This window comes from Streptomyces sp. NBC_01288 (assembly GCF_035982055.1).
Taxonomy (GTDB): Bacteria; Actinomycetota; Actinomycetes; order Streptomycetales; family Streptomycetaceae; genus Streptomyces.
The window spans coordinates 6,030,286-6,054,500 of the sequence record NZ_CP108427.1; the positions used below are offsets into that span (position 1 = coordinate 6,030,286).

21 protein-coding genes are annotated in these 24,215 nt (G+C 69.7%); 14 read left to right on the forward strand and 7 right to left on the reverse strand.

Annotated elements, in window-relative coordinates:
* Positions 1–106 precede the first annotated feature (106 nt).
* On the reverse strand, positions 107–1,738 hold the full coding sequence (locus tag OG194_RS27240; RefSeq protein WP_327403424.1) for a penicillin-binding transpeptidase domain-containing protein: 1,632 nt from the start codon (positions 1,736–1,738) through the stop codon (positions 107–109).
* 187 nt (positions 1,739–1,925) lie between these two features.
* Here OG194_RS27240 and OG194_RS27245 point away from each other — a divergent pair, with 187 nt between their 5' ends.
* Positions 1,926–2,483, forward strand: a complete 558-nt coding sequence (locus OG194_RS27245) for a hypothetical protein (RefSeq protein WP_327403425.1) — start codon at positions 1,926–1,928, stop codon at positions 2,481–2,483.
* Positions 2,484–2,493: 10 nt separating this feature from the next.
* Here the strand turns inward: OG194_RS27245 and OG194_RS27250 are convergent, their stop codons facing one another.
* Positions 2,494–4,236: a dolichyl-phosphate-mannose--protein mannosyltransferase gene (locus tag OG194_RS27250; RefSeq protein ID WP_327403426.1), complete on the reverse strand. Its 1,743-nt coding sequence runs from the start codon at positions 4,234–4,236 to the stop codon at positions 2,494–2,496.
* Positions 4,237–4,298: 62 nt separating this feature from the next.
* Here OG194_RS27250 and rsmI point away from each other — a divergent pair, with 62 nt between their 5' ends.
* The 11 genes from rsmI (at position 4,299) to OG194_RS27305 (ending at position 18,743) form a co-directional block, all read left to right on the forward strand.
* On the forward strand, positions 4,299–5,159 hold the full coding sequence (gene rsmI / locus OG194_RS27255) for a 16S rRNA (cytidine(1402)-2'-O)-methyltransferase (protein ID WP_327403427.1): 861 nt from the start codon (positions 4,299–4,301) through the stop codon (positions 5,157–5,159).
* A gap of 303 nt (positions 5,160–5,462) precedes the next feature.
* Positions 5,463–5,888 (forward strand): hypothetical protein, encoded by a 426-nt coding sequence (locus OG194_RS27260; RefSeq protein ID WP_327403428.1) that lies wholly within the window; start codon positions 5,463–5,465, stop codon positions 5,886–5,888.
* 47 nt (positions 5,889–5,935) lie between these two features.
* Positions 5,936–6,874, forward strand: a complete 939-nt coding sequence (locus tag OG194_RS27265) for a TatD family hydrolase (protein WP_327403429.1) — start codon at positions 5,936–5,938, stop codon at positions 6,872–6,874.
* A gap of 132 nt (positions 6,875–7,006) precedes the next feature.
* Positions 7,007–8,308 (forward strand): ubiquitin-like domain-containing protein, encoded by a 1,302-nt coding sequence (locus tag OG194_RS27270; protein ID WP_327403430.1) that lies wholly within the window; start codon positions 7,007–7,009, stop codon positions 8,306–8,308.
* 155 nt (positions 8,309–8,463) lie between these two features.
* Complete coding sequence (rsmA, locus tag OG194_RS27275) at positions 8,464–9,366, forward strand: 16S rRNA (adenine(1518)-N(6)/adenine(1519)-N(6))-dimethyltransferase RsmA (protein ID WP_327403431.1); 903 nt, start codon at positions 8,464–8,466, stop codon at positions 9,364–9,366.
* On the forward strand, positions 9,363–10,268 hold the full coding sequence (locus OG194_RS27280; protein ID WP_327403432.1) for a 4-(cytidine 5'-diphospho)-2-C-methyl-D-erythritol kinase: 906 nt from the start codon (positions 9,363–9,365) through the stop codon (positions 10,266–10,268). The genes rsmA and OG194_RS27280 overlap by 4 nt, the downstream gene beginning before the upstream one ends.
* A gap of 725 nt (positions 10,269–10,993) precedes the next feature.
* Positions 10,994–12,043: a peptidoglycan recognition family protein gene (locus OG194_RS27285; RefSeq protein WP_327407220.1), complete on the forward strand. Its 1,050-nt coding sequence runs from the start codon at positions 10,994–10,996 to the stop codon at positions 12,041–12,043.
* 134 nt (positions 12,044–12,177) lie between these two features.
* The gene (locus tag OG194_RS27290) at positions 12,178–13,980 is read left to right on the forward strand and encodes an ABC-F family ATP-binding cassette domain-containing protein (protein ID WP_327403433.1); all 1,803 of its coding nucleotides are present in this window, start codon (positions 12,178–12,180) and stop codon (positions 13,978–13,980) included.
* 201 nt (positions 13,981–14,181) lie between these two features.
* On the forward strand, positions 14,182–15,918 hold the full coding sequence (locus OG194_RS27295; RefSeq protein WP_327403434.1) for an outer membrane protein assembly factor BamB family protein: 1,737 nt from the start codon (positions 14,182–14,184) through the stop codon (positions 15,916–15,918).
* Positions 15,919–15,964: 46 nt separating this feature from the next.
* On the forward strand, positions 15,965–17,818 hold the full coding sequence (locus tag OG194_RS27300; protein ID WP_327403435.1) for an outer membrane protein assembly factor BamB family protein: 1,854 nt from the start codon (positions 15,965–15,967) through the stop codon (positions 17,816–17,818).
* Between the two features lie 232 nt (positions 17,819–18,050).
* Positions 18,051–18,743, forward strand: a complete 693-nt coding sequence (locus tag OG194_RS27305; RefSeq protein WP_327403436.1) for a helix-turn-helix transcriptional regulator — start codon at positions 18,051–18,053, stop codon at positions 18,741–18,743.
* Between the two features lie 18 nt (positions 18,744–18,761).
* Here the strand turns inward: OG194_RS27305 and OG194_RS27310 are convergent, their stop codons facing one another.
* Complete coding sequence (locus OG194_RS27310; protein ID WP_327403437.1) at positions 18,762–19,034, reverse strand: DUF397 domain-containing protein; 273 nt, start codon at positions 19,032–19,034, stop codon at positions 18,762–18,764.
* 8 nt (positions 19,035–19,042) lie between these two features.
* Complete coding sequence (locus tag OG194_RS27315; RefSeq protein ID WP_327403438.1) at positions 19,043–19,894, reverse strand: helix-turn-helix domain-containing protein; 852 nt, start codon at positions 19,892–19,894, stop codon at positions 19,043–19,045.
* Between the two features lie 225 nt (positions 19,895–20,119).
* Here OG194_RS27315 and OG194_RS27320 point away from each other — a divergent pair, with 225 nt between their 5' ends.
* Entirely contained in the window at positions 20,120–20,533 is a 414-nt protein-coding gene (locus OG194_RS27320; protein WP_327403439.1) for an ATP-binding protein, read from the forward strand.
* Positions 20,534–20,636: 103 nt separating this feature from the next.
* Positions 20,637–21,719 (forward strand): DNA polymerase III subunit beta family protein, encoded by a 1,083-nt coding sequence (locus OG194_RS27325; protein ID WP_327403440.1) that lies wholly within the window; start codon positions 20,637–20,639, stop codon positions 21,717–21,719.
* A gap of 71 nt (positions 21,720–21,790) precedes the next feature.
* Here OG194_RS27325 and OG194_RS27330 read toward each other — a convergent pair whose 3' ends face one another.
* The 3 genes from OG194_RS27330 to OG194_RS27340 form a co-directional block, all read right to left on the reverse strand.
* Positions 21,791–22,030: a hypothetical protein gene (locus tag OG194_RS27330; protein ID WP_327403441.1), complete on the reverse strand. Its 240-nt coding sequence runs from the start codon at positions 22,028–22,030 to the stop codon at positions 21,791–21,793.
* Positions 22,031–22,114: 84 nt separating this feature from the next.
* Entirely contained in the window at positions 22,115–22,450 is a 336-nt protein-coding gene (locus OG194_RS27335) for a hypothetical protein (protein WP_327403442.1), read from the reverse strand.
* 21 nt (positions 22,451–22,471) lie between these two features.
* The gene (locus OG194_RS27340; protein WP_327403443.1) at positions 22,472–24,160 is read right to left on the reverse strand and encodes a sodium:solute symporter family protein; all 1,689 of its coding nucleotides are present in this window, start codon (positions 24,158–24,160) and stop codon (positions 22,472–22,474) included.
* Positions 24,161–24,215 lie beyond the last annotated feature (55 nt).

Below are 24,215 nucleotides of genomic sequence, written 5' to 3' on the forward strand. Positions count from 1 at the left end.
TTGGGCCGCCGTCGTTCTGGCCCTCAGCCCTCACACACCCCAACGACGGGGCACAGCCTAGAGTCCCGTCCTGTGCGGGTGAGTTCACTTTCCCCGCGGAGTGAGATCAGCCACCTGCCGCCAGTACCGCCCGGACGATCGGGCCGGCCGCGTCGATGCCGTGGCCGCCGTCCTGGGTCATGGCCGCCGCCGCGATGTCGTCGCGGTAGCCGGTGAACCAACTGTTGGACTTGGACTGGCCGTCCACCTCGGCGGAACCCGTCTTCGCGCCGATGCTGCCGCCGAGCCCGGCCATGATGCCGGCCGCGGTGCCGCTGGTCGCGGTGCGGTTCATCATCGCCCGCAGTTGGGCCGACGTACTCGCCGACAGGCCCTGGGCGGTGGCCAGTTGGCGGTCGTCGAGGCTCTGCGCGACGAGCACCGGCTGGCGGAACGTGCCCGTCTTCGCGGTCGCCGTCACCGACGCCATGTTCAGCGGGCTCATCTGCACCTGGCCCTGGCCGATCAGGTTGGCCGCGGTGTCCGGGCCGCCGGACGCGGGGACCGAGCCGTCGAAGGACGGGATGCCGGTCTTCCAGTTGTCCCGGCCGAGCCCGAACCGGTCCTCGGCCTCCTTGGTCAGCGAGTCCACCTTGACCGAGTCGGCGAACTTCACGAACGCCGTGTTGCAGGAACGGGCGAAGCTGTCGGCGAGCGTGGCGTTCAAGTCCGGCTTGAGACCGGTCAGGTTGTGGAAGGTCTGGCTCTGCCACACCGCGTCGGGCGTGCAGGGCGCCGGGCCGTTCATCGTCGTGATGTCGTTGTCGATGAACGTGGCGGCACTGATGATCTTCATCGTCGAGCCGGGCGCCAACTTCCCCAGGAACGCGGCGTTGAAGCCGTCGTCGCGGTTGTTGGCGATCGCCAGCACCTGCCCGGTGCTCGGTTGCAGGGCCACGATCGACGACTCCGAGTACTTCGTCACGGCCTTCTCGGCGGCGGCCTGCGCGCTGGCCCGGAGCGTCGTGCGCACCTTGCCGGCCTTGCCCTTCTCCAGGGTCACCAGCGTGGTGTCGGCCGAGTCCGCGACGTCGTGCTTGATCGCCAGCTCGATACCCGGCGAACCGCCCGCCTTGTCACCGTACTTGGCGCGCAACTCGTCCAGGATCGGCCCGAGGGAGGGGTACTTCTCCTTCGTCACCACGACCCCGTCCCGGTCCACGGCCTCGATCGCCGGACTCGCGGACTCCCCGGTGACGAACGTGTCGCCGGTCTTCAACTCCGGGTGCACGACGGTCGGTTGCCAGTCGACGAGGGCCCGCCCGGTCGTCTTCCCGCGTACGACGGTCAGCTGACTCTTGTAACTGAGCGGCTTGGAGATGCCCTTGTACGACACCGTCGCCTTCACCGTGTACGGCACGGTGGCCCCGGTCGCCGTACCGGGCGTGATCTTCACCTTGGTGATGTGACCGGCCCCGCTGTACGACTCCAGGACGAGGTCGGCGGCGGCGTCGTTGTTCGTGTACGACGCGGCGGTCACCGAACTCCCGCTCTCCCAGGCCGCGAAGAACTTCTTCGTCGTCTCCTCGACCTCACTGCCGCTGGGCGGCCCGGTCTTCTTCGCCGAGGCCCCACCGATCCCGTCGACCCCGTCCGAACCCCCCAACGCGGACACGACGTTGAACGCCCCGTACCCCGCCCCGCCCACCATCACGGCGAACACACTGCCGATGACGGTGGCCTTTACCCCCTTGCGCATGCCCCTGTCCCTCCCCGTTATCAGTCCTTCGAACTGTAGGTGGCGTGGGGGAAAGCTGTGAGGGGTGTTGCCTTTTGTTGTCCTAACAGAGATCAGCTGACTGAATTGCGCCGCCGGGTGGGCCACGTATGTGAACGTACGGCGAACGGTGGGGGATACCGGGCAACCCGGGGTGGGGGTTGGGGCTGTGCCGGCGTTGGTGCTGGCTCTGGGGGTCGCGGTGCGGATCGCGGTGACCTCGGGGCCCGAGCCGTACAAGGGGCCGCCGGCCATCGCGGTCTCCGGCTACGAGCTCGTCTACGCGGCGGCCCCGGGTCAGGCCAACGACGTGATCGTCACCGAGACGTCGGAGGCCGACCGGACCACCTATCACTACGCCATCGACGACGTGGTCCCGATCGAGGCGGGGACCGGCTGCCGCCACCCCAGGGTCAAGGACCGCACCAGGGTCTACCGCACGGTCCGGATCAACGACATGGAGACGGACCCGCTCGTCACGCTCTCGCTGCGGCTCGGCGACGGCGACGACACCGCCGTCATCCACAACCGCACCTCCGGCAACCCCCTCGGCTACAACGAGATCTACCTCGGCTCCGGCGACGACACCTGGACCGCCACCGGACGCGAGGCCCGGCGCGTCCACGGCGGGAACGGCGACGACACCCTCACCGTGGGCGCGGGCGGGAGCGGCAACGGCGACGACACGGTCTACGGGCCCGGCGCGAACACCGTCCAGCGGGGCTGACGGACGGGCCCTACACCCAGGTGTCCAACCACATCCGCGACCGCCACTGGTCGATCGGGATCGCCGTCCCCGTGTACAGCGGCCAGAAATAAATGAAGTTCCACGTGACCAGCAGGACCAGTACGCCCGCGCCCACCGCGCCCGCGACCCGGCGGGTGTCGCTGGAGCCCGGTGGGCCGATGACCGCGCCGATCAGCATGGCGACCGCGAGGCAGAGGAACGGGAGGAAGACGATGGAGTAGAAGAAGAAGATCGTGCGGTCCTGGTACATGAACCAGGGGAGGTAGCCGGCCGCTACGCCGCAGGCGATCGCGCCCGCTCGCCAGTCGCGGCGGAACGCCCAGCGCCACAGGACGTACAGGAGCGCGAAGCAGGCCGCCCACCAGAGGAGCGGGGTGCCGATGGCCAGGACCTCGCGGGCGCACTTCTCGCCAGCGCTCGCCGGGCAGCCGTCCGCGCCGGGGGACGGGGACTCGTAGAAGTACGAGACCGGGCGGCCGTCGACCAGCCAGCTCCAGGGGTTGGACATGTACGTGTGCGGGGAGTGCAGGCCGACGTTGAACTCGTAGACCTCGTGCTCGTAGTGCCACAGGCTGCGAGCCCAGTCCGGCATGTACTGGCTCCAGAAGCCGCCCTTGCCGGCGGTCGCGGCCCAGTTGCGGAAGTAGCCGCCGGTGCCGTTGGCCGGGGAGAGGATCCAGCCGAGCCAGGACAGGACGTAGACCGAGATCGCGACCGGGGCGGTGGAGATGAAGGCGAGGCCCACGTCGTGCTTGAGGACCGCGGCGTACGGCTTGCCCGCGCCCGCGACCTTGCGGGAGCCGACGTCCCAGAGCACGGCCATCACCACGAAGGCGGCGGCGTAGAACATGCCGTTCCACTTGGTGGCCATCGCGAGGCCGAGGGTCAGGCCGGCCATCCAGCGCCAGGGGCGCCAGCCGAGGGAGAGGGTGTCGGCGATGTGCGCGTCGGGGCGGACGCGGCCGTCGGCGTCGACCGGTAGCGCTGCCGCGAGTTTCGCCCGGGCCCTGTCTCGGTCCAGGAGCAGGCAGCCGAAGGCCGCGACGACGAAGAACATCAGGACGCCGTCGAGCAGCGAGGTGCGGGCCATCACGAAGGCCAGGCCGTCGAGCGACATCATGACGCCCGCGACGCAGCCCAGGAACGTGGAGCGGAACAGGCGGCGGCCGATGCGGCACAGCATCAGGATGGCGAGCGTGCCGAGCAGCGCCGTCATGAAGCGCCAGCCGAAGGGGTTGAAGCCGAAGATCAGCTCGCCGATGCCGATGACGTACTTGCCGACCGGCGGGTGCACGACGTAGGCGGCGTCGGTCGGGATGGGGATGTGACCGTTGTGCTGGAGGATCAGGTCGTTGGCGTTCTTGTCCCAGTTGACCTCGAAGCCGCGGTGGACCAGCGCCCACGCGTCCTTCGCGTAGTACGTCTCGTCGAATATCACCGCCTTCGGGCTGCCCAGGTGGTAGAAGCGCATCACGCCCGCCATGAGCGTGACCAGCAGCGGACCGCCCCAGCCCGACCAGCGGTTGATGCGGTCGACGAGCGTCGGCGAGAAGCCGAGCGCCGCCCACAACCGCGGGCTGGGCTCCGCGTACGGCGGCACCAGCCGGTCGCGTACGTCGCTTCTGGGCCCCGCCGTGTAGCCGAATCGGCGCAGCCGCTGCTGCCACGACGGCCGCTGGTCTTGCGGGGCCTGCCCTTGCCGGGTGTCCGTGGAGGACGCGGTACTGGTCACCGCGCCATCGTAGGGAACAGGTCTGTGTGAGTCCCGCCTCTCTCCCCTGAGAGGATGGAAACGTGACAGTTGCTCCCGGAACTCTGGTCCTTGCCGGCACCCCCATCGGCGACATCGCGGACGCCCCGCCGCGCCTCGCCGAGGAGTTGGCGGGTGCCGACGTGGTCGCCGCCGAGGACACGCGACGGCTCCGGCGGCTCACCCAGGCGCTGGGGGTGCAGCCCAAGGGGCGGGTCGTGTCGTACTTCGAGGGCAACGAGGCGGCGCGGACACCGGAGTTGGTGGAGGCGCTGCTCGGCGGGTCGCGCGTGCTGCTGGTGACCGACGCCGGGATGCCGTCCGTGTCCGACCCCGGGTACCGGCTGGTCGCCGCCGCCGTGGAGAAGGACATCAAGGTCACCGCCGTACCGGGACCGTCCGCCGTGCTCACCGCGCTCGCGCTGTCGGGGCTGCCGGTGGACCGGTTCTGCTTCGAGGGGTTCCTGCCGCGGAAGGCCGGCGAGCGGTTGTCCCGGCTGCGGGAGGTCGCCGGTGAGCGGCGGACCCTCGTCTACTTCGAGGCGCCGCACCGGCTCGACGACACCCTCGCCGCGATGGCCGAGGTGTTCGGCGCCGAGCGGCGGGCCGCCGTCTGCCGGGAGCTGACGAAGACGTACGAGGAGATCAAGCGCGGCCCGGTCGGCGAACTGGCCGAGTGGGCGGCGGAGGGGGTCAGAGGGGAGATCACCGTCGTCGTCGAGGGCGCCCCGGAGAAGGCCGAGGAACTCGGTGCCGACGAGCTGGTACGGCGGGTGCGGGTGCGTGAGGAGGCGGGGGAGCGGCGTAAAGAGGCGATCGCGGCCGTGGCCGTCGAGGCAGGCGTTCCCAAGCGCGAGGTGTTCGATGCCGTGGTGGCGGCGAAGTCTGCGCAAAAACCCCTCTGAGCCTGCGCAAAAACACCTCTGACCTGCGGGAAAGGTTCCTCTGAGCGGGGAGCTGTTCCTATGAGCGCGCGCCCCATGGCGGGGCAAAGCGCGGTCACGAAATGCAAAGCCCGGACCCCCTTGACGGGGCGATTCGACAAGGAAAGTCCAAATCGCCTCCAACAGTCGACAGGACTGATGCGTTCGCCCTGCCGGAGGCGTCCACTGGATGAAGGGACGCACCCGTCCCTCGCCTCCAACGGGATTCCGGGGGGAATCACCCAGCCGAGGCGCTTGTCCAGCGGAAAGCAAGCAGGAGCTGGCATGAGTGAGATCGCAGGGCAGACCGGCGCTCGTGGCGCTGCCACGGCCGTGGTCAACGAGTCGTACTCCTTCGCCTGCATGCGGTGCGGGCACGGCTGGGAGCAGTCGTACGAGATAGAGCACCACGTCGACACCGACGGCCACCAGTTCGTGATGTACGTGGCGGAGGGTCAGGTCGTGCCGTCACCGCTCAGCCGGCCCGCCTGCCTCAACTGCGACGGGCATGTCGTGCGCATCATGCGCGCGGGCCAGGTGTCGTCGGTACGGGAGGCCGCGCAGCGGCAGTACCAGGCGCCCCGGCCCCGCACGGCGGCAGCGGCTACGGAAGACGGCGACGACGCCGCCGTGACCCCGCTGCCGGAGCGCGAGGACCACCACTGGCACCTCTCCGACCTCCTCCACCCGTTCCACCGCAAGGCGAGCTGACCCGCTCCGACGACCGGGCGGGCATGCCCCTTTCGTAGGATCGGGGCATGCCTTCCTCCAGCGACAGCGGTAGCGGTAGCAGCAGCGGCCGTGAGAAGAACGCGGCGCCGCCGCTCCCGGAACCCCTCCGGGTGGCCGTCGCCGACTCCCACACCCACCTCGACATGCAGTCCGGCACGGTGGACGAGGCGCTCGCCAAGGCCGCGTCGGTCGGCGTCACGACGCTCGTCCAGGTCGGCTGCGACCTGAAGGGCTCCCGCTGGGCCGCCGAGACGGCCGCCCGGTACGACGCCGTCCACGCGACGGTCGCCCTGCACCCGAACGAAGCCCCGCGCATCGTCCACGGAGACCCTGGGGGCACCTCCCAGCCCCCTGGGGCTGGGGGAGGATGGTCCCGGCAGGGCGCGCGTGTGCCCGGTGGTGAGGCGGCCCTGGAGGAAGCCCTCGCGGAGATCGACCGCCTCGCCGGACTCCCGCAGGTCAAGGGCGTCGGCGAGACCGGCCTCGACTACTTCCGCACCGGCCCCGAGGGCAAGGCGGCCCAGGAGAAGTCCTTCCGCGCCCACATCGAGATCGCCAAGCGGCACGGCAAGGCCCTGGTCATCCACGACCGCGACGCCCACGCCGACGTCCTCCGCGTCCTCAAGGAGGAGGGCGCCCCCGAGCGCACGGTCTTCCACTGCTACTCCGGCGACGCCGACATGGCCGAACTCTGCGCCCGCGCCGGGTACTTCATGTCCTTCGCCGGCACCGTCACCTTCAAGAACGCCCAGAACCTGCGGGACGCGCTCGCCGTGGCCCCGCTGGAGCTGGTCCTGGTGGAGACCGACGCGCCCTTCCTCACCCCGGCCCCGTACCGCGGACGGCCCAACGCGCCCTACCTCGTTCCGGTCACGGTGCGCGCGATGGCCGCTGTACGGGGCATCGAGGAGGACGAGCTGGCGACGGCGCTGGCGGCCAACACGGCCCGGGCGTTCGGCTATTGAGAGTCCTCACGACGCTTCGAGGTTCCATCGAACACAACTCTGGGTAGCCGCGCCGCTTTGGAGAGTGACGGTCGCTCCGCTAGGTTCTGTTGGCCCGATCCGGACCCCCGTGGCCTTCTGGAGCGTGTCGGCGTGAGCAACTACGAGACCTACGAGACGTACGACCGCGGTGTGCGCGCCGACGCGTACACCGACGGGCCCACCGAGGTGTACGAGGACACGTACCGCCCCGCCTACGAGGCGTACGAACCGGTGTTCCCGCGTCAGGCGGGGACCGTCCCGCCGGAGAGCGAGCCGCCGGCCCGGCACGGGCGGCGCCGAAGAGCCGACCGCTCCGACTCCGGCTCCGCGATGCGCCGGCTGGTGCCGCAGGCGCTGGTCGTCGCGTTCCTCGCCGGCGGCACCACGGCGTTCGTCGCCAAGGACAAGGCGATCGAGCTGAACGTCGACGGCAAGCCGCGCACCCTGCACACCTTCGCCGACGACGTCACCGAACTCCTCGCCCAGCAGGGCGTCGACGTTGGAGCCCACGACGTGGTGGCCCCCGGCCGCGACGCGCCCCTCGCCAGCGGCGACGAGGTCGCGGTGCGCTACGGCCGCCCCGTGCGGCTCACCATCGACGGCCACCGGCGCGAGGTGTGGACCACGGCCCGCACGGTCGACGGCGCCCTCGAACAACTCGGCGTACGGGCCGAGGGCGCCTACGTCTCCACCTCGCGCTCCCAGCCCATCGGCCGCGCCGGACTCGCCCTCGACGTCCGCACCGAACGCACCGTCACGATCATGGCCGACGGCCGCGCCCGCACGATCCGCACCAACGCGGCGACGGTCGGCGAGGCGGTCCAGGAGGCCGGCATCGGCCTCCACGGCGAGGACACCACCTCGGTCCCGCCCACCAGCTTCCCGCGCGACGGCCAGACGATCACGGTCCTGCGGGTGACGGGCACGCGCGAGGTCCGCGAGGAGGCGATCCCCTTCAAGGTGGAACGCACCGACGACCCCGCCCTCTTCAAGGGCACGGAGGTCGTCGAGCGGGCGGGCTACCCCGGCCTGCGCCGCGTCACCTACGCCCTCCGCACGGTCAACGGCGTCAAGGAGAAGCCGCGGCGGATCGATGACCAGCTGGTCCGCGAACCCCGCCCCCAACTGGTGAAGGTCGGCACGAAGCCCATGCCCACCTCGGTACAGGGAGCCGACCAACTCAACTGGCACGGCCTCGCGACCTGCGAGTCGGGCGGCCGCCCCGGCGCGGTGGACCCTTCGGGCACCTACGGCGGCCTCTACCAGTTCGACACCCACACCTGGCACAGCCTGGGCGGCAGCGGCCGCCCCCAGGACGCGAGCGCGGAGGAACAGACGCTGCGGGCGAAGAGGCTGTACGTACGCCGGGGTTCGAGCCCGTGGCCGCATTGCGGGACGAGACTGCACGGCTGAGGGATGGGGGATAGGGGGGCGCAGCCCCCATCCCCCAGGGGCGCGGGGCTGTATCTATTTGCGGCTCCGCCGTGTGGGCGCGACCAGCCACGACGGCGCGGCAGACGAACGACGGCCCAGCCCAGCGCAGCGGCCCCGCCCCGTAACCTAGGGACGTGAGCACCAACCCCGACGCCCTACTGGGCCCCGCCGAAATCCGCGAACTGGCAGCCGCCCTAAACGTCCGCCCCACAAAACAGCGCGGCCAGAACTTCGTGATCGACGCGAACACCGTCCGCCGCATCGTCCGCACCGCAGACGTCCGCCCCGACGACGTGGTGGTGGAGGTAGGCCCCGGGCTGGGCTCACTCACGCTGGCGCTCCTGGAGGTCGCCGACAGGGTCACCGCCGTGGAGATCGACGACACCCTCGCGAGCGCGCTCCCGGCGACGATCGCGGCGAGGATGCCGGACCGGGCCGACCGCTTCGCGCTGGTGCACTCCGACGCGATGCAGGTGACGGAGTTGCCGGGCCCGCCCCCGACCGCGCTGGTCGCCAACCTCCCCTACAACGTGGCCGTACCGGTCCTCCTGCACATGCTGGAACACTTCCCGACCATCGAACGCACCCTGGTGATGGTCCAGGCGGAGGTCGCCGACCGCCTGGCCGCCCCGCCCGGTTCGAAGGTGTACGGCGTCCCGTCCGTGAAGGCGAACTGGTACGCCGAGGTCAAGCGGGCAGGCTCCATCGGCCGCACGGTCTTCTGGCCCGCCCCGAACGTGGACAGCGGCCTGGTGGCGCTGACCCGTCGCCCCGAGCCGCTGAAGACGACGGCCACACGGCGCGAGGTGTTCGCGGTGGTGGACGCGGCCTTCGCCCAGCGCCGCAAGACCCTGCGGGCGGCGCTCGCGGGCTGGGCGGGGTCGGCGGCGGCGGCGGAGGTGGCACTGGTCGCGGCCGGGGTGTCCCCGCAGGCGCGGGGCGAGTCGCTCACCGTGGAGGAGTTCACGCGCATCGCGGAGGCCGCGTCATCCCGGGGGACGACCCCCGAACCCCCGAAGGAGCAGGGTCAGCAGTGAGCGTGACGGTCCGCGTCCCCGCCAAGGTCAACGTCCAGCTCGCGGTGGGTGCCGCGCGCGCCGACGGGTTCCACGACCTGGCCAACGTCTTTCTCGCGGTCGGCCTCCACGACGAGGTCACCGTGACCCCGGCCGACGAACTCCGGGTCACCTGCGCGGGCCCCGATGCGGCCCAAGTGCCCCTGGACGGTACGAACTTGGCGGCGCGGGCGGCCGTAGCACTCGCGGAGCGGTACGGCCGCAGCCCCGCCGTGCACATCCACATCGCCAAGGACATTCCCGTCGCCGGCGGCATGGCGGGCGGTAGTGCGGACGGTGCGGGCGCGCTGGTGGCGTGCGACGCGTTGTGGGGTACCGGTGCCTCGCGGGCCGAACTGCTGGACATCTGCGCGGAGTTGGGCAGCGATGTGCCGTTCAGCCTGGTGGGCGGGGCGGCGCTCGGCATCGGGCGGGGGGAGAAGCTGACCGTTCTGGAGACCGGCGGGACCTTCCACTGGGTGTTCGCGATGGCCGAGCGCGGGCTGTCCACCCCCGCTGTCTTCCGGGAGTTCGACCGCCTGGGCGAGGGCACCGACATCCCCGAGCCGGTCGCCTCCCGGCCACTCCTCGACGCGCTCGCGAAGGGCGACCCGGACGCGCTCGCCGCCGCCGTCTCCAACGACCTTCAGCCCGCCGCCCTTTCGCTCTTCCCGGAACTGGCCGACACCCTCGCCGCGGGCCGCACCGCGGGCGCCCTCGCCGCGCTCGTCTCCGGCTCGGGCCCGACGACGGCGTTCCTCGTCCGCGACCCCGCTTCGGCGGCGAAGGTCGCGGAGGAACTGACGGCCTCCGGCACCTGCCGAACGGTCCGCACGGCGACGGGTCCGGCGGCGGGGGCGACCGTGGTCGACCGGAGTGCGTAGGTCGACGGGCCTTCGGCCTGACGGGCGCCCGGTTCGACGGGGCTTCGGCCTGACCGGAGTCTTCGGTTCGACCGGACGAGGGTCGACCGGTGTTTGGCCTGACGGGTGCCTTCGGCTCGACGGGCCTTCGGCCCGACCCGCGCCAGGCTCGACCGGCCTTCGGCCCGACCCGCGCCCGGCTCGACGGGGCTTCGGCCTGACCGGAGTCTTCGGTTCGACGGGCCTTCGGCCTGACGGGTGCCCGGCTCGACGGGCCTTCGGCCTGACGGGTGCCAGGCTCGACGGGCCTTCGGCCTGACCGGCGCCCGGCTCGACGGGCCTTCGGCCCGACCCGCGCTCGACTCGACGGGGCTTCGGCCCAACCGGAGTCTTCGGTTCGACCGGCCCTCGGCCTGACGGGTGCCAGGTTCGACCGGCCCTCGGCCTGACGAGTGCCAGGCTCGACCGGCCTCCGGCCCGACCCGCGCCCGGCTCGGCCAGCCCTCGCCCGACACCGTCTCCCCGCCATCTCCACACGATGTACCCCAATCGTCGTACAAGTGGGACGGGTGGGGCGGATAGGGTCGCTTGATACTTCAAGCGTTCCATCGGGGCGCGCGCCACCGAACGTCAAGTGCACTGCTGGAAGGGTCACTTCCGTGTCCGAAACCCCCACACCGTCGTCCCCCACGTCGTCCCCCGTACCGTCCCACCGCAGGAAGCGCTCCCTCTCGCGTCGCGGCGCGATCGGAGCCGCGGGAGCCGTAGCCGCCGGTGCGGCCCTGGCCCCGGTCGTGTTCGCGGCCACCGACTCAGGTGCCACCCCCGACACCACCCCCGACGCGGCCCCCGCCGGCACCAAGCCGGAGACCTTCCCGGCCACCCGCACCGCCACCGCGACCGGCACCGCCCCGGCCACCACCGCCTTCGCCGCGTCCTACGTCGGCCTGCGCTGGACCGGCGACCGGGACGGCGCCGGGATCCGCCTCGCGGACGGCGACTGGCAGCGGACCGGCACCGGTTGCGCGACCGTGGACGGCGGCGGTACCGCCCTGGTCGCCGCCGACGAGGCCACCCGCTACGAGGTGAAGGCACCGGCCGGCGCGACCGACGTGCGCTCGGTCGCGATCGACTGCACCCGCGGCCCCGACCACACCTTCCACGTACCGTCCGAGGCGACCCGCGTCCGAGGCGTCGGCTACCTCTCGCGCCCGGCCTGGGGCGCCGACGAGTCGAAGCGGTACAAGGACGGCAAGGTCAACTCGCCCGAGGCGTACTACCCGTTGCAGTCGATCACGGTCCACCACACGGACACGCCGAACGCCGACCCGGACCCGGCCGCGACCGTCCGCGGGATCTACGAGTACCACGCGATCACCCTCGACTGGGGCGACATCGGCTACCACTTCCTCATCGACGAGGCGGGCACCGTCTACGAGGGCCGCTACTCCGGCGACGACCTCGTCCCGGCCTTCGACAAGAACGGCAACCTCGTCACCGCCTTCCACACCGCCGGCTTCAACTCCGGCAACCTCGGTATCGCCCTCATCGGCAACCTCGTGGCCCAGCCTCCGACCGATGCGGCCAAGGCCTCCCTGACCCGCCTCATCAAGGTCATCACCCGCTTCAAGGGCCTCGACCCCCAGGCGAAGATCACCTACACCAACCCGGTCAACGGCGTGAAGAAGGACAACGAAACAATCACCGGCCACAGGGACTGGCTCCAGACAGATTGCCCAGGCCAGACGATGTACGACCTCCTGGCAGATGTAAGAAGCTCAGCAGCAACCCCCTAGGGGCGCGGGGAACTGCGCGACCAGCCACGACGCAGCCGCAGACAAGCGACGGCACCCCCCTGACCTGCCCGGATCGTCAGCCTCCCACCGCGCATTACCCTGGGAGGCTGACCGTCCCCCCTGTCAGGAGAGAAATGGCCGTCAACCTGGTCAATGTCGAGAACGTCAGCAAGGTGTACGGCACCCGTGCCCTGCTCGACGGCGTCTCGCTCGGTGTCTCCGAAGGGGACCGGATCGGGGTCGTGGGCCGCAACGGAGACGGCAAGACCACCCTGATCCGGATGCTCGCCAAGCTGGAGGAGTCCGACACCGGACGCGTCACCCACTCCGGCGGACTCCGCCTCGGTGTCCTCACGCAGCACGACTCCCTCGACCCGGAGGCGACCGTCCGCCACGAGGTCATCCGGGACATGGCCGACCACGAGTGGGCGGGCAACGCCAAGATCCGCGACGTGCTGACGGGACTCTTCGGCGGGCTCGACATGCCTGGCTTCCCGCAGGGACTCGACACCGTCATCGCCCCGCTCTCCGGTGGCGAGCGGCGCCGTATCGCGCTCGCGAAGCTGCTCATCGAGGACCAGGACCTGGTCGTCCTCGACGAGCCCACGAACCACCTCGACGTCGAGGGCATCGCCTGGCTCGCCCAGCACCTGCGTGAACGCCGTTCCGCGCTCGTCTGCGTGACCCACGACCGCTGGTTCCTGGACCAGGTCTGCACGCAGATGTGGGACGTGCAGAAGGGCGACGTCTACGAGTACGAGGGCGGCTACACCGACTACGTCTTCGCCCGCGCCGAGCGCGAGCGCATCGCCGCCACCGAGGAGACCAAGCGGCAGAACCTGGTCCGCAAGGAGCTGGCCTGGCTGCGCCGCGGCGCCCCCGCCCGTACGTCCAAGCCGCGCTTCCGCGTCGAGGCCGCCAACGAACTGATTGCGGACGTACCGCCGCCGCGCGACACCAGCGAGCTGATGAAGTTCGCGTCGACGCGGCTGGGCCGTACGGTCTTCGACCTGGAGGACGTGACCGTCCAGGCCGGCCCGAAGGTCCTCCTCAAGCACATCACCTGGCACCTCGGCCCCGGCGACCGCATCGGCCTGGTCGGCGTCAACGGCGCCGGAAAGACCTCCCTGCTGCGCGCCCTGGCCGACGCCGCCCGCAGCGACGGCGAGACGCAGCCCGTGGCCGGCAAGGTCGTCGTGGGAAAGACGGTGAAGCTCGCCTACCTCTCGCAGGAGGTGGCCGAACTCAAGCCCACGCTGCGGGTGTTGGAGGCCGTGCAGCAGGTGCGGGAGCGGGTCGATCTCGGCAAGGGGCGGGAGATGACCGCCGGGCAGCTGTGCGAGACGTTCGGCTTCAACAAGGAGAAGCAGTGGACGCCGGTCGGGGACCTGTCCGGTGGTGAGCGGCGCAGGTTGCAGCTCCTCCGTCTCCTCATGGACGAGCCCAACGTCCTCTTCCTCGACGAGCCCACGAACGACCTCGACATCGAGACCCTGACCCAGCTGGAGGACGTCCTCGACGGCTGGCCCGGGTCGATGATCGTGATCTCGCACGACCGGTTCTTCGTCGAGCGCACCACCGACAAGGTGTACGCCCTCCTCGGCGACGCGACCCTGCGGATGCTGCCGCGCGGCATCGACGAGTACCTGGAGCGGCGCCACCGTATGGAGGAGGTCGCCGCCGCTGCCGCCCCCGTCGCGGAGAAGGCCGCACCCGCCGTGAGCGCCGCCGACCAGCGGGCCGCGAAGAAGGAACTCCAGAAGATCGAGCGGCAGTTGGACAAGGTCTCCGAGAAGGAGGCCAAGCTGCACACGCAAATCGCGGACAACGCCACGGACTTCGCGAAGGTGGCCGAACTGGACGCGAAACTCCGGGACTTGAGCGGCGAGCGGGACGAGCTGGAGATGCGGTGGCTGGAACTCGCCGAGGACGCGTGAAGGGTGCGTGAAGGCGCATAACGACGACGTCACGGGCCGGTCCTCCCTTGGGAACAGGGGTGAACCGGCCCGTTCTTCATGGACAGCTCAGTGATAGAAAGAGCCGTCTGAGAACTGTCTGAGCACTGTCTGAATACGACTCTGGGTCCCTCGCGAGCCTCAGGGCGTGGCTAAAAATCAGTGAACGAGGGGGAGCCGCTGATGACTCAGCCGCCCGAACAGCCGCCGTCCGGTGGTTACGGAGCGCCGCCGAACCAACCGCCACAGCCACCGTCAGGCGGCTTCGGGGCCCCGGTTCCGCCGCAGCCCGGCTACGGCTACCCGCAACAGCAGCAACCACAACAGCCCGGCCCCTACGGCTACCCGCAACAGCCGCCGCAGCAACCCGGCCCCTACGGCCAGCCGCAGCAGCCCGGGCCGTACGGTCAGCAGCCTCCCTACGGCGGGTACGGATACCCGCCCCCCGCGCCCCAGTTCACCCCGCCGCCCCCCGGCGGCGGCTCCCGCAACCCCTTCAAGGGGCGGCCCGCGCTGGTGATCGCGGCAGCGGTGGCGGGGCTGTTGGTCGTGGGCGGCACGGTGTGGGCGGTCACCAGCGGCGGTGACGACAAGAAGCCGGTGGCCGAGAAGAGTGACAGCCCCTCGCCCTCCGGCGGCAGCGCCACCGACGACCCCGCCAACCCCGGCGACGGCAGCGGCGACGGCCGTTCCGACCCCGAGAACCTCAACGAGGGCCGCAAGTCCGGCGAGGCGAAGGTGCTCTGGTACAAGGAGGCGCCGGACGCGCCCGGTTCCGGCGCCGACGCCCCCGGCATGTGGATCACCGGCAGGACGGCGGTGAAGGCGGCGTACAAGGAACTCGTCGCCTACAACGTCGGCACCGGCAAACCGACCTGGCCCACGGTCACCTTCCCGCAGAAGATCTGCGCGGTCACCCCGGTGAAGTCGGACGACGGCAAGATCGTCGTGGCGTACGAGAGCGGTGTCAGCGACAACGCCAAGTGCAACCAGCTCCAGCAACTCGACCTGAACACCGGGGCGAAGGGCTGGACGGCGGTCGTCCCGGACGGCGACCTCTTCGACAGCGTGCTCAGCATCGGGCTGTCCGTCACCGGCAAGACGCTGATGGTGGGCCGCTCGCAGTCCGGGATCGCGTACGACGTCGACACCGGCAAGAAGCTGTTCGAGAAGAAGAAGTACGGCGCGGCCTGCTTCCCCGGCGGGTTCGCGGGCGGCGCGAAGCTGATCTCGGTCTCGTCCTGCGGGGCGGGCTCCTCCACCGAGCACGACGAGGTGCAGGAGCTGGACCCGGCCACCGGCAAGGCCAGGTGGACCAAGTCGATCCCCAAGGGCTGGACGGTGGACCACGTCTACTCCCTGGACCCGGTCGTCCTCTACATGACCGACTCCGACCACAAGCACTGGAACATCTCGACGCTGAAGAACGACGGTTCGGTCCGCTCGCAGGTCGACTCCAAGGCCGCGTTCGCGCCCACCTGCGGTTCGTCGTTCATCGACAGCGACCTCCAGGGCTGCCAGGGCGTCGCCGTCGACGCGAGCACCCTGTACCTCCCGACGGACGCGACGACCGGCGCCAACCAGATCGTCGCGATCGACCTGGCCACCGGCAAGGAGAAGTGGCGCGTCAAGTCACCCGCGGACGAGTCGATGGTCCCGGTCAAGGCCGAGGGCGGCAAACTCCTCGCCTACGTCGACGCCTCCTACGACGCGGGCGGCCAGATCGTGTCCGTCCCCACGACCGGCTCCTCCCACAAGACGACGAAGCTGCTCCAGATGCCCGCCGGCACCGCGCAGATCGAGTCCAGCTTCTTCTCCCGGGACATCGACTACGTCGACGGGCGCTTCTACATCTCGTCGACCCGGCTGAACGGCAATGACGACACGAAGGAGAAGTTGATGCTCGCGTACGGCAAGTGAGACCCCGACTTCTCCCCGCCCCGCCGTCCACCCCGAGGTACTCGTCATGACCCAGCCCCCACCGCCCCCGCCGAACCAGCCCCCGAACCAGCCCCCGCAGGGCGGCTTCGGCCCACCCCAGGACCAGCCCCCGCAGCAGCCGCCCCAGACCCCGCCGGGCTACGGCCACCCGCAGCCGCCTGGGCCCCAACAGCCGGTCTACGGCTACCCCCAGGCACCCCAGCAGCCCCAAGCCCCCCAGCCGCCTCAGGGACCCCCGCAGGCCCCGCCGCCCGGCTACGGCTACCCGGGCCAGCAGCCCAACCCGTACGCCCAGCCGCAGCAGCACCCGCAGCAGCCGTACGGTCAACAGCCCAACCCCTATGGCCAGCAGCCGGGTTACGGCTACCCGGGGCAGCCGACCATGCCGCTGCACCCGCAGCCGGGCCAACCGGGCGGCGGCGGGCGGAAGTTCGGGGCGCCCGCGGTGATCATCACCGCCGCGGTCGTGGCGATCGCGCTGATCGTCGGCGGCGGGATCTGGTACGCGTCCTCGTCCGGCAACAAGGACGACGACACGAAGAAGACCGCGACCGCCGGCGGCTCCACGGGCGGCACGAACGGCAAGGGCGGCACCGGCGGCACGACGTCGGGCGGCAAGGAGAAGGTCCCGGCCGACCCGGCCTCCAAGGTCCTCTTCGAGGTCCCGATGCCCAAGGTCAGCGACACCATGGTGACCTCCGGCTCCTGGCTCACCGACAAGGTGTACGCCAAGACCGGCAGCGCCGAGGTGGTCGGCTACAACCGCGACACGGGCGCGAAGCAGTGGACGATCAAACTCCCGGGCCCGGTCTGCCAGGCCACGAAGCACACCACCACGGACGGCAGGACGGCCATCCTCTACGAGCCCGCCATGCCGACCAAGGACAAGCCCTCGCACGGCTGCAGCCAGATCGCCGCGATCGACCTGAACGCGGGCACCAAGCTGTGGACGAAGACCGCCAACTCCGGTGACCAGCCGATCAGTTTCGGGAACGTCACCGTCAGCGCGAACACCGTCGCCGTGGGCAGCACCGACGGCGGCGCCGCCTTCGACATCTCCACCGGCAAGGTCCTGTGGAGCCCGAAGACCGCCGACTGCTACGACGCCGGCTACGGCGGCGGCACCAAGCTGGTCGCCGTGCGCCGGTGCGGCACGTACGACTCGCCCGTGCTCCACATCCAGACCATCGACCCGGTCTCCGGGAAGGTGATCTCGGACTACAAGATGGCCCAGGGCATCGAGTACGCGAGCATCGTGTCGACCGACCCGCTGGTCGTCGCGGCCGACGTCGGCGACAGCGCGGGCGACGGCAGCGGCATCTCGGACTTCTTCTCCATCGACAACAAGACGGGCGCGCTGCGCTCGCACATCTCGGCGCCGGGCAAGCAGTACGCGGCCCGCTGCGACGGCATCACGCGCGTCGAGTACTGCACCGAACTGGCCGTGGGGAACGACCGGTTGTACGTGCCCACCGAGGAACACGACGGTTCCGGCGACTCCTACAGCCAGACCAACGAGATCGTCGCCTTCGACCTCGCCACGGGCAAGCAGACCGGCCAGCGCGCCGACGCGGGCGACGGTTACACCATCACCCCGCTGCGCATGGACGGCACCAACGTCATCGCCTACAAGTCCCCGCCGTACGACAAGGGCGGCCAGATCGTCAGCATCGACGGCTCCTCCTTCAAGGAGACCAAGCTGCTGGAGAACCCGAGCACGGAGACGGTACGGAGCACGGAGACGACCTTCCTCCCGGACTACGCGGAGATCCTCTACGGGGAGGGCCACCTCTACATGTCGGCGGTCTACGCGGACAAGGCGTCGACATCGTCAACGGGCGACAAGGACTTGGCGATCGCCTTCGGTACGAGCAGCTGACCCGCTCTCCCCATTACCCCCATTACCCCCACCACCCCCATCACTCCCGAATGCCAGGAATGCGAAAAAGTCCGTCGATCTGGGGCACTTCTCTCCAGTAGGGGCAGCGCAACGTCGAACAAGCGTGTAACTTCCGGGGGCATGAAGAGCGGGGGTGCTGGGGGCCCTCTGTTCTTGGGGACCGGTGGGCATCCATAGTGGGCATCCATTGGGGGGACTGGGGGGTTGCTCGATGGGAGTGCGGCTGATGGTGGTCGACGACCACCGATTGCTCGCCGAGGCACTGGCCTCGGCACTGAAGCTGCGAGGACACCGGGTGCTGGCAGCCGCCGCACCCGCGGCGGGCGCGGCCGAGCTGGTGATCACCCGCGCCCCCGAGGTATGCCTGATCGGCACGGCGACACCGGCGGAACCGGGCATCTTCGACCCGGTGGTCAAAATCAAACGCGAACGCCCTCAGGTGGCGGTCCTGGTCCTGGGCCCGGTCCCGAGCCCGCGAGGCATAGCCGCGGCCTTCGCCGCGGGCGCGTCCGGCTACGTCCGTCACGACGAGCGCATCGAGGGCGTGGAGCGCGCGATCATGAAGGCGAGGGCGGGCGAGGCGGCCGTAGCACCGCAGTTGTTGCAGGGTGCCTTCAGCGAGCTGCTCAACCCGGCGGCCCAACCGGACGACGAGGGCCAGCGGTTGTTGCAGATGCTGACGCCGAGGGAGGTGGAAGTCCTGGTCAGGGTGGCGGACGGCGAGGACACCCGCCTGATCGCGGCGGGGATGGGCATCGCTCCGTCGACGGCCCGCACGCATGTGCAGAGGGTGCTGATGAAGCTGGGCGTGGGGTCGCGGCTGGAGGCGGCGGCCCTGGCGGCGCGGACGGGGCTGCTCGACAGGGCGGGGCCGGTGAACCATTCGGCGGGGCCGGACGCGTAGGCGAGTTCTGGTGCCGGATCAGCGGTGGGGGCGGCCGGCGACCGGGGTGCCGGAGCGTATGCCGTCGAGGAGGGCGGCGAGGGCCGTGGGGGTGGTGGTGAGGTGCGTGGTGGGGGTGTCGCTTTCGCGGAGGTGGAAGGCGCTGGGGGTGGTGGCGAGTTCGAGGCAGGCGTTGCCATCGCCGCTTCCCGAGAAGGACGACTTCTGCCAGGTGCTGGCGAGTTCGATGCAGTTGTTTCCGTCGCCGCTGCCGGAGAAGGACGACTTCTGCCAGTTGTCGGGGATGGTCACGGTGCGCCTCACAGTTCCTTCGCCAGCCTGTGGATGAGGTCACGCGACTGTTCCGGGTCGAGTGACACCGCCTCCACTTTACGGAAGAGCGTTCGAAAGGCGCCGAGTTGGGCTTCGGAGTCGATGAAGGCCGCGCCGTGGGGTGAGTCGCGTACCGCGGTATCGAGCTTCGGTACGGCGCCTCCCGCGTACATCATGGCGTTGGTGGCGCCGGCGAAGTCGTCCAGGGCGAAGGGGATGACGCGCACGGTGATGTGTTCCGCTTCGGAGAATTCGAGAACGCGGGTGAGCTGGGCTCGTGAGCAGGTTCGACCGCCGACCTTGATGCGGAGCGCCGCCTCGTGGATCACCGCCTCGTAGGGGGCTGGAGTGGTGCCCTCGATGATTGCCTTGCGCTCCATACGATGGCGCACGCGCAATTCCAGGCCGTCGGCCGGGAGTTCGGGGACTCGGTACGAGAAGACGGTGCGGGCGTAGTCCTCGGTCTGGAAAAGCCCGGGGATGTGCAGGAACTCCACGTCGAGTCGGTAGGTGGAGTGGTACTCCAACTCGGCGAGATCCAGGAACGACATGGGTAGCAAACCTCGGTACTCCTCCCACCAGCCACGGGTCCGATCCGTCGCCATCGCCACCAGCGCCTGGGTCAACTCGGCGTCCGTGCAGGCGTAGTGCGCGGCGAGGCTGCGTACGCGTTCCTCGCTCACTCCTGCGGTTCCGGACTCCATCTGACTCATCTGGGCGGAGTCGGACCCGACCAGCGTGGCGGCTTCCCGTGCTTTGAGTCCTGCTGTCTCACGCAGCTTCCGCAGTTCAATGCCCAGGCGTTCCTGGCGCGCGGTGACTTGCCGTCTGCGTGGCATGGCTTCCTCTCTCGCCCCAACTGCCGTGGGGTGGTGACTCGTTCGGGGCAGATTACGACAACGACTTGCACTGTTCCAAATTTTACCCGTACCGTCGGTGACGCGACGCACACTCTGCGGAACCCCGAACTCCCGGAAGCGCACCACCCCGTCCTGCCATGACGGCGTGACAGGCCACCGCCGGTGAACCGCATCAACTCCCCACACCACCAACGGAGTTCACGCATGCCCGAAACCGAGTCCGACCCCTGGGAGTACTCCCTCTCCGTCCCGCACGATCGCCGTGCCGTCACCGTCTGTCGCCGCACCCTGCGCCTGGTCCTCACCGCGCACGGCCTCATCCGGGTCGTGGACACCGCCGAACTCCTCGCGACAGAGCTGGTGGCCAACGCCCTACTGCACACCGAGGGGCCGGTGATGCTCCGCGTGAGCTGGTCGGCGGGGGTGCTGCGCGTCGGGGCGTGGGACGCGGACCCCGAACCTCCCCAGCCCCCAGGCCAGTTGGCGAACCTGTTGGACGCCGAGGCGGGGAGAGGCCTCGCGTTGGTGCGGGCCTGCGCCGACCTCTGGGGCTGGCAGCCGCTGTCGAGGAACGGACACCGCGGCAAGTACGTGTGGTGCGAACTGGGGGTGGCGTAGCGACCGGTTCGTCCCTGACCAACTGAGTGGTCGGCTCCGGAAGTCCTTCGGGGTTGACCCTCGACTTGGTGGAGGGCTCAGAGTTCCGGGTGTGGAGAGCGAGATGCGCAGTATCGGTGAGATGGCTCGGGACAGTGGACTGAGCGTGAGCGCCCTGCGGTTCTACGACGGTGCCGGCGTGCTGGTCCCGGCCTGGGTGGATCCGGTGAGCGGCTACCGCTGGTACGGCCCCGAGCAGCTTGAAGAGGCCCGGTTGCTGGCCCGGCTGCGCCGGGCTGGTATGCCCTTGGCGGACATTCGGCTGGTGCTGGCCGGCTGGTCCAGTGAGAACACCGACCTGGTGCGGAAGCTGCTTCAGGCGCATCTGTGTCGTCTTGAACTGGGGCTGTCCGATGCCCGCATGGAGTTCTCCACGGTCCGAGCGCTACTCGAACGCAGGGAGAATCCCATGGCTTCGCTCCGCACCGCCACCGTCCGGTTGGCTGTCTCCGCGCCTGAGTTGGCCGCGGCGTTGGACGCGGTCCGCTTCGCCGCCAGTACCGACCCGGAGCTGCCGATGCTCGGCGGTGTCCTGTTCGACATCGAGGGTGAGACGCTCCATGTCGTGGCTACCGACCGGTACCGGATGGCAGTCGCACAAGCCGGTACCACCGGACATGGCGGCCCCCGTGTGCAGGTCATCGTGCCGTCCCCGCTCGCCGACGCGATGCGAGCGCTGCTGAGTGACGACGCATCCGTCCAGCTCACTGTGGACGGTGACCGCGTGGCCCTGGAAGCAGGGGACCGTCAGGCGGCCGGTCAGTGTCTCGACCACGACTTTCCTGATTACCGTCGCCTCGTCCGCCTGCCGGCAGGGCGCCGTGCCCTCGTCGACGTCCCGGCTTTCCGGGCGGCGGTGGAAACCGGCTCCGTCCGCGTCAGCGAGGTGCGCGAGCAGGACGGCGTGTCCTGTGACCTCAGCGTGCTCAGGGTGGCGGGCGACGGCACGGTCTGCGTCTGTGACGACGGTGACGACGGCCAGGGCGACATCGCCGTCAATCGCGAGTTCCTGCTGCATGCCCTCGCCGCCGGAGCCCGGGACCAACTGATTCTGGAGTTCGGCGCCCCTACGGCGCCCCTGGCGATCCGCCGGACCGACGGCGAGGGCACCTTTTCGATGCTGATGCCTGTCCGCCTGGAAAATTAACCGGTCGGCTTCGGAAGTCCTTCGAGGTCCTTCGAGGGTTGACTCCGGAGCCGGGTGCTGTGTGGCGTTGGTCAGCCGCCCGGGGTGGCGAGGCAGAGGGCGAAGCCCCAGGTGGTAACGGAGCCGCCGTAGTGCAGGCGCATGAGCTTGATGCTTTCGCCAGCGGCCAGTTCGCCGTCCACGTGGGCGAACTGGCCGCAGTGGCGGACGTGCACGGCGGCCAGCCGGGGCCAAGCCGTGCGGGCTCGCGCGGTCAGTTTCTGGCCGCAGGAAAAACCCTCCGCCGCGCGGGCGCGACGGGCGCAGGTCAACTGACCAACACCGCGAGCACCGACACCCCAGGGGCGCGGGGAACTGCGCGATCAGCCACAGCGCACCCGCGCCCGGCAACCGACCTAAGCCCCCTCTTCCTTCTCCGGGACCTCAACTTCCACCGGGGGTACGGGTCGCAGCTTCAGCCACCCCAGGAAGAAGATCCCGAGCAGCAACATCGCGATCCCGGTCCACAGATTGATGTTGACGCCCTCGGCCTTGTCCAGCGTGGCCTGGGACGGGCTGATCCCGGCGATCGTGACGATGACGCCGTAGACGACGAACAACCCCCCGATGATCAGCCGCAGATCGAACAGCCGGGACGCGGTCGTCGACTTGCCCTCCAGCTCGCTGACCTCGCGCTGGACGTCGTGCTCGGAGTGCCCTGAGTGTTCGGAGTGTCCTGAGTTCTCAGACATGGTTTCTCAATCCTCCCGCGACTAGAACGAGAACGGGATGTAGCAGAGGGCGGCCAGGATCACCGCGCCCCAGCCGAGGAGTGCGGGCCGGCGGTACCACGCGTCGTCGCCCGCGGCCGGCGCCTCGGTCATGCCGGGTGACGTCGTGCCGTAGACGAGGCCTTGGAGCTGTTCGGCCGACTTCGGCTGGGTGAACAGGGACACCGCGAACATGACCACCGCACCGGCGACGAACCCGGCGATCGCGGAGACGAAGTTCGCGCCCTGGTCGGAGGGGATGGAGATGATCCCCTGCTTGTAGATCCAGAAGTAGTTCACCATCGCGGTGACCGTGCCCGCGAGCAGGCCCCAGAAGCCGGACTTCGGCGTGGCCTTCTTCCAGAACATGCCGACGATGAAGACGACGAACATCGGGACGTTGAAGAAGGAGAAGAGCGTTTGGAGGTAGCTCATGATGTTGGAGAAGGAGGACGCCAGGAACGCCGTGCCTACTGACGCCGCTACGCCGATCACCGTGATCAGGCGGCCGAAGCGCACGTAGTACGCGTCCTCGCGGTCCGTGACGACGTACTTCGCCCAGATGTCGTTCGTGAACACCGTGTTGAAGGACGACACGTTGGCCGCCATACCCGCCATGAACGCCGCCAGCAGACCCGTCACCGCGATGCCGAGGACGCCGTTGGGCAGCAACTCCTGCATCAGGTACGGGATCGCGTCGTTGTACTGGAGGTCCGAGCCGCTGGTGCCGATCTTCGGGACGAGCGCCGCGGCGACCAGGCCCGGGATCATCACCAGGAACACGATGAAGACCTTCGGGTACGCGGCGATGAGCGGGGTGCGCTGGGCCGCGGACAGGTTCTTCGCGGAGAGGGCGCGCTGGACCTCGGCGAAGTTGGTCGTCCAGTAGCCGAAGGAGAGGACGAAGCCGAGGCCGAGGACGATGGTCAGCCAGTTCGCCCCGAGCGGGTTGACGCTGCCGATGCCGGTGCCGCCCCACGCGGTGGTGAAGTTGTGGCCGTGGGCCGCGTCCAGCTTGTGGGTCAGCCCGTCCCAGCCGCCGACCTTCTTCAGGCCGAGGTAGGAGATCGGGATGAGGGCGGCCAGGATCACGAAGAACTGGAGCACTTCGTTGTAGATCGCCGACGACAGCCCGCCGAGGGTGATGTACGCGAGCACGAACGCACCGGCGACCACGATCGCCACCCACTGCGGCCAGCCCAGCAGCGCCTCGACGACGATCGCGAGGGCGTACAGGTTCACGCCCGCGATCAGGATCGCGGCGAAGGCGAACAGGATCGAACTCAGCAGGTGTGCGGCCTTGTCGAAGCGCAGCAGCAGGAACTCGGGGACCGAGCGGACCTTCGAGCCGTAGTAGAAGGGCATCATCACCAGGCCGAGGAAGACCATGGCGGGGATGGCGCCGATCCAGTACCAGTGGACGGTGTAGGCGCCGTACTGCGCGCTGTTGGCGGCCATGCCGAGGATCTCGGTGGCGGCCAGGTTGGCCGAGATGAAGGCGAGACCGGTGATCCACGCGGGCAGCGAACGCCCGGAGAGGAAGAAGTCGAGGCTCGTCTTCACCGATCTGCGGGCGGCCAGACCGATGCCCAGGACGACCACGAAGTAGATCGCCAGGATCGTGTAGTCGAGCCCGTTGGTGGGGAGCCGGAGCTCGGCGGCGAGAGAGGTGGGGGTCTGCAGAGTCTGCATCAAGCGCTCACCTTGGTTGATGTCTGGTTGATGTCTTTGGTTGGTGTTCTTTGTT

Bases quoted from the DNA above. Each gene is read 5' to 3' on its own strand.
- OG194_RS27240 (WP_327403424.1), bottom strand. From the start codon at position 1,738: ATGCGCAAGGGGGTAAAGGCCACCGTCATCGGCAGTGTGTTCGCCGTG.
- OG194_RS27260 (WP_327403428.1), top strand. From the start codon at position 5,463: ATGAGTGAGATCGCAGGGCAGACCGGCGCTCGTGGCGCTGCCACGGCC.
- OG194_RS27265 (WP_327403429.1), top strand. From the start codon at position 5,936: ATGCCTTCCTCCAGCGACAGCGGTAGCGGTAGCAGCAGCGGCCGTGAG.
- OG194_RS27290 (WP_327403433.1), top strand. From the start codon at position 12,178: ATGGCCGTCAACCTGGTCAATGTCGAGAACGTCAGCAAGGTGTACGGC.
- OG194_RS27295 (WP_327403434.1), top strand. From the start codon at position 14,182: ATGACTCAGCCGCCCGAACAGCCGCCGTCCGGTGGTTACGGAGCGCCG.
- OG194_RS27300 (WP_327403435.1), top strand. From the start codon at position 15,965: ATGACCCAGCCCCCACCGCCCCCGCCGAACCAGCCCCCGAACCAGCCC.
- OG194_RS27305 (WP_327403436.1), top strand. From the start codon at position 18,051: ATGGGAGTGCGGCTGATGGTGGTCGACGACCACCGATTGCTCGCCGAG.
- OG194_RS27315 (WP_327403438.1), bottom strand. From the start codon at position 19,894: ATGCCACGCAGACGGCAAGTCACCGCGCGCCAGGAACGCCTGGGCATT.
- OG194_RS27320 (WP_327403439.1), top strand. From the start codon at position 20,120: ATGCCCGAAACCGAGTCCGACCCCTGGGAGTACTCCCTCTCCGTCCCG.
- OG194_RS27325 (WP_327403440.1), top strand. From the start codon at position 20,637: ATGCGCAGTATCGGTGAGATGGCTCGGGACAGTGGACTGAGCGTGAGC.
- OG194_RS27335 (WP_327403442.1), bottom strand. From the start codon at position 22,450: ATGTCTGAGAACTCAGGACACTCCGAACACTCAGGGCACTCCGAGCAC.
- OG194_RS27340 (WP_327403443.1), bottom strand. From the start codon at position 24,160: ATGCAGACTCTGCAGACCCCCACCTCTCTCGCCGCCGAGCTCCGGCTC.